General features: G+C 45.5%; 3 protein-coding genes and 2 pseudogenes. 3 read left to right on the top strand and 2 right to left on the bottom strand.

Annotated elements, in window-relative coordinates:
- A pseudogene (locus AB4653_RS10825) lies at positions 1 to 289 on the top strand (LysR family transcriptional regulator); the annotation flags it as partial.
- Between the two features lie 204 nt (positions 290 to 493).
- Here the strand turns inward: AB4653_RS10825 and AB4653_RS10830 are convergent.
- Positions 494 to 2,176 (bottom strand): alkaline phosphatase family protein, encoded by a 1,683-nt coding sequence (locus AB4653_RS10830; RefSeq protein ID WP_009844965.1) that lies wholly within the window; start codon positions 2,174 to 2,176, stop codon positions 494 to 496.
- A 180-nt stretch (positions 2,177 to 2,356) separates the two neighbouring features.
- Positions 2,357 to 3,145, bottom strand: coding sequence for an SUMF1/EgtB/PvdO family nonheme iron enzyme (locus tag AB4653_RS10835; RefSeq protein ID WP_009844966.1), 789 nt, complete (start codon positions 3,143 to 3,145; stop codon positions 2,357 to 2,359).
- Positions 3,146 to 3,281: 136 nt separating this feature from the next.
- Between AB4653_RS10835 and AB4653_RS10840 the strand changes: the two genes are divergently transcribed.
- Together AB4653_RS10840 and AB4653_RS10845 are read left to right on the top strand one after the other, a co-directional pair.
- Positions 3,282 to 4,613 carry an anaerobic sulfatase maturase gene (locus AB4653_RS10840; protein ID WP_009844967.1) on the top strand — a complete coding sequence of 444 codons (1,332 nt, stop codon included), beginning with the start codon at positions 3,282 to 3,284 and terminating at the stop codon, positions 4,611 to 4,613.
- 87 nt (positions 4,614 to 4,700) lie between these two features.
- Positions 4,701 to 5,057, top strand: a pseudogene (locus AB4653_RS10845) (hypothetical protein); the annotation flags it as partial.

The following is a 5,057-nucleotide window of genomic DNA, read 5'->3' on the forward strand; positions in this document are numbered from 1 at the left end:
ATTGAGTTCTGAACACTACAGTGACCTTGAAAAGCGCAGAATAGTCTATCGCGCTGCGGGTGTTGTTGAGATGCTGCCAGTTATTGAGGGCTCTGATTACATCGGAGTGTTACCTATGTCATCGGTGCGTTGTTTTTCTGAAAAGTACTCGGTTAAAACACTACCACTACCATTCGAATTGGAAGACCTCGATATGTGTATGATTTGGCACCCGAGTCGCACTAATGAACCTAGCCACAAGTGGTTGCGCGCTAAGATCAAAGCGGCAGCAAAAGACATATCAAGTTAGCCTCTAAAGGGCGATTAATGGAAAATGTTTGTGCGAATAGCCGTTATTCCCAGCACTGACATACGTTGATTGGATTTCGACCTAACTACAGGCAATCAAAAAGAGCCGCTTATCTGTTTTGACTGAGTCAGTCTGAATTGATAAGTGGCTCTTTTACTTGGTGTGGGTTTCGACATTAAAACTAAGAAACCTCAATGACATCTATTATTCGGTAATTTCTTGCAGAACTTCTCCAATTGAACCACTTGGTTGAGTGATACCCAGTTTGTTCGAAAGCGTTGGTGCAATGTCGTATGGCGTGACTGGACGCGAGATTTTCTGAGCTTCAACGTCGTAGCCTGCGAAGATGACAGGGACATGTGTATCGTACTTCCATGGCGAGCCATGAGTCGAGGCTATTTGAAGGCCTTCCATGTCGTTAATGTAGCTACGTGGAGCAAATACCACATACACATCGCCAGAACGAGCTGGGTGGTAGTTGTTCTTAATGAGCTGCATTACATGAGTATCAGGTACTCGGTTTGCCGCGATATCACTGCTTGATACGGCAAACGCCACTCCCTTCACTTTCGCTATTTCATCGGCGATCGCTTCCTGTACTTTAGCTAGGTCAAGTTTCTTCTCTGCGATTAAATCGTGATTCAGATAAATATAAGGCTGTGCGTACAAGCGTATTGCGTCTTTGGATAAACCAAACTCATCCTTCAACCTTTGCTCTACGCCACTCGAGAGCAGTGTGTCTTTATTGAAGTATTGAGCTTGATTGAAGCCAAGCGCATTTGCCGCAGGTGAAGATTCAGGTACACCGTGGTCGGCAGACAACACAATTAGTGTATTCTTTAGTCCGACTTGGTGATCAACGGTTTTAAGAAGCTTGGCGATCGTCTTATCGAGTCGAATTAGGTTGTCTTCTGTCTCTAGGCTTTCAGGGCCGTATAAGTGCACCACGTAGTCGTTTGATGAAAAACTTACAGACAGGTAATCGGTCACGTCACCTTGACCTAGCTTCTCTTGCATCAACAGTGTGCTTGCAAAGTTTTCTGTGATTTCATCGCCAGCCGGGCTAACGGTTAGCGTTGTGCTGTAGTACTTGTAACTCGCGGGGCCATAAGGGTGAGGGAAGGTGCGTTGGAAATCACCGAGTTTCACTTTGTGTTCGGTATCGTGCTCTTGCAGCGTGTAGTTTTCACGTGGTAATGAGAGCTCCCATTTCTGTTTCGAGTACTCTGCAGCAATCGCTTTCTCGTTCCAACGTGATACCCAATCTGGATACTCGTCGTAGTAATAGTTGCTGGTGACAAACTCAGATTGCGCTTTGGAGAACCAGAAGGCTTTACCACTGTGCCCTGCCAATGAGATCGCACCGCGGTCTTTCACTGATACACCGAACACTTTTGATTTGCCACTATTGGAAATCGTCAGTTCGTCACCAAACGTGGTGGAGAGTATTGGCTCTGGAGAGCGGCCATCGCCTTGTGCTGTCTTCTGCGTTGGGTCGATCTCTGTTGCTTTGTCGACACCCGCGCCAGAGGTCAACATTTTGTAGTTGCCGTCTTCTACGTTATACACCAAACGCTCTTCGCTACGGTCATACCAAACGTTACCTACCATGCCGTGTACGCTCGGTGGAGCGCCTGTTGCAAGCGACACATGGCCCACGATCGTTTCCGTGTTGCCATGTTGGTAGTTCGCGTTGGTGTAGTAAGTGCCGTCATCCATTAAGTACCGGAAACCGCCTTCACCGAAGTTGTGCTTATATCGTTCGATTAGGTCTGCGCGCAGGCCATCTACCGTGATTTGAAGGACTAGATTTGGCTTCTCTGCTGCTGAGGTAGGGAAGGCACAGAGTAACGCGAGTGTAAGTCCTGAAAGCTTGGTGTATTGCATAGAAGTTCCTTATTCAGCGTTGCCGCAGAGTTCTAACGTTTGGTCAGATTTCTAACGTTTGGTCAGATTTCTAACGTGTGTATAGTGCAAGTCGTATTTTAGTATTGCTTGTGAAGATTGTTGATTCATAACCGTTGGCACCTTTAGTTAGTTCATTCTTTAACTAGCTCACAGCTTTAGCTAGTTCGTATCCTTAACTAAACGCAGGCCCATATCTGACATAGTGATCGATTGGCTTGCGAAGTCGCGACGGTAACTTTCAGATTCGTTTTCGTCATAAGCAAAGCTGCCACCGCGAACCGATTTATGTGATAAACCAACGTCGCTGTGTTTTGCGTTGTTAGGATTGTCTGTTGGACCGAATCGGTAGAAAGTGTCATCGAAGGCATCAATCACAAACTCACCCACGTTTCCGGTCATGTCATATAAGCCTAGTTCATTTGGCTTCTTTAGCCCGACTGGATGTGCGCTATTTTTAGAATTTGCTGAGTACCACGCAACATCATCTAAGTTATTGGAACCACTGTAAGTATAGCCTTTGCTCTTGTTGCCACCTTTCGCTGCAAATTCCCATTCAGCTTCAGTCGGCAGACGGTATTCTTCACCTGTAAGTTCGTTCAATTGTTCAACGAAGTAGTTCGCCTGTTGCCAACTTAAGTTATTGACCGGAACTTGTGGGTTTTGGAAATAACTGAGAGATGAACCCATCACCGATTCGAACAATTCTTGAGTCACCTCAAACTTTGCAATGTAGAAACTATCTACAGTTATATTTCGTGCTGGTCGTTCTGCTTTGGTCGCTTCAGGATCGTTCGAACCCATGGTGAATGTACCACCTTCAACTAGCACCATTTCTTGGTCAATTTGTTGGGCGATGGGGTGTGTAGGCACGCTCGCACAGCCGCTTAGGAAAATAGTCATGGTGACGCTGCTGATCGCCGCTATTTGTTTGTAATTAAAAAATTTCATCACGTGCCTCGAATGTTCGAAATAGAGGGCAATTTTAACGTTTAAGGTCATTCCTATTGGTTATAAAGGGTATAACATGCCACTGATTGAAATAGGCATTATGATGGCTACAGACACTAAGATAGGTAGATAAATCATGCACATTACTCAAGGTCCACAATACAATGGTAAAGCGTCTAAACGCTTGCATGTTATGGCTAAGCCAATTGGCGCAGCGTGCAACATCGACTGTAAATATTGTTATTACCTAAGTAAGCAAGATTTGTTGGAGTACAAGAAAGGCAGTTCTCCGAGAATGGATGATGAGACGCTAGAAACCTACATCCGACAATATATCGAAGGTCAAAACACGCCTGAAATTATCTTCTCATGGCAGGGCGGCGAGCCAACTATGCTGGGTTTAGCGTACTTTGAAAGAGTGGTTGAACTACAGAAAAAGTACCGACCTGAAGGTGTGTTGATCTCAAACGATCTGCAAACCAATGGCACACTGCTCAATGACGATTGGGGCCGATTCTTAGCAAAGAATAACTTCCTGATCGGCTTGAGTATTGAAGGTCCTGAAATGCTGCACAATGCGTATCGTGTTAACAGAGCAGGCCGTGGCACATTCAAACAAGTGATGGCGGCGGTTGAGTTGCTGCACAAACATCAAGTTAAATTTGCAACGTTGACTTGTGTGAATAACCTCACCAGTCAAAATGCACTTGAGGTGTATCGCTTCCTACGTGATGTGGTGAAGTCTCCACAAATGCAGTTTATTCCTATCGTTGAACAGAAAACCTTTAGAACGGTTGCGCCACAAACATCCCAAGTGAGTGAGCAGCTAAAACAAGGCGAAAAACGCCTGATCCCCGGCCATAAAGACTCGATCATGGAATCGTGGTGTGTGTCGGATTTAGCTTGGGGTAACTTCCTGATCTCTGTGTTTGATGAGTGGGCGAAGAACGACATCGGTAAAGTGTTCGTTCAGTATTTTGAAGCGAGCTTAGAAACGTGGATTGGTCGTCCGAATCCGCTTTGCACTCTGAATGAGATCTGCGGTAAAGGCCTAGCGATGGAGCCAAACGGTGATGTGTTCTCTTGTGACCACTACGTTTACCCTGAATACAAAATTGGCAATATCCACCACGAGAAGCTTGATGATTTAGCGTACAGCGCACCACAGCAAAAGTTTGGTTTCGCTAAATCACGCACAATGACCAGTCAATGTCAGCAGTGTGATTACAAGTTTGCTTGTCATGGTGAATGTCCTAAAAACCGCTTTATCAAAACTCGCGCAGGCGAACCGGGCTTGAACTACTTATGTGCAGGTTGGCACAAGTTCTTTTCTCATGTCGACAAGTCGATGGCTTATATCGCTCGTGCGATGGGGCATCCGGTTGCTCATGGCAAATTCAGTGATTCAGTATTGATGGCACATCGTGCAAAACAGGCGCAACAAACTACGTTCGAGACCAAGTTTTAACTCGTTTTTTGGGTCAACAGGTCCAAGACAAATTTAATCAGATACGAGTCTAAGGACAGGCTAAGTTCTCCAGTTTAAGGTAATACTATGATGAAGAAGAGTTTAGCGACGGCTGTTGCTCTATTAGTTTCAACGTCCGCATTGATTTCAACGTCTGCGATGGCAGCGAATAGCGTTCAGCAAACTGTTGACGCACCGGCACAAAATATCAATCAAGTGCTCGAAATGACGGACACTCAAACCCGTATTCAACAGTTGTCTTACATGGCACAAGATCAAAATCAATCTGTTGAAAATCGTACTGGTGCACTGCAAGAGCTTGCTTCATATCCAAGCCAGAATGCGCTGGTGGCGGTGGCAAGAGGTTTGAAAGATCAAAACCCTGAAGTTCGTGAGGCTTCGATTATCGGTTCTTCGCCATATCAACTTGAGCATCGTTGGGCC

This window comes from Vibrio sp. 10N.222.48.A3 (genome assembly GCF_041475345.1).
GTDB lineage: Bacteria > Pseudomonadota > Gammaproteobacteria > Enterobacterales > Vibrionaceae > Vibrio > Vibrio tasmaniensis_A.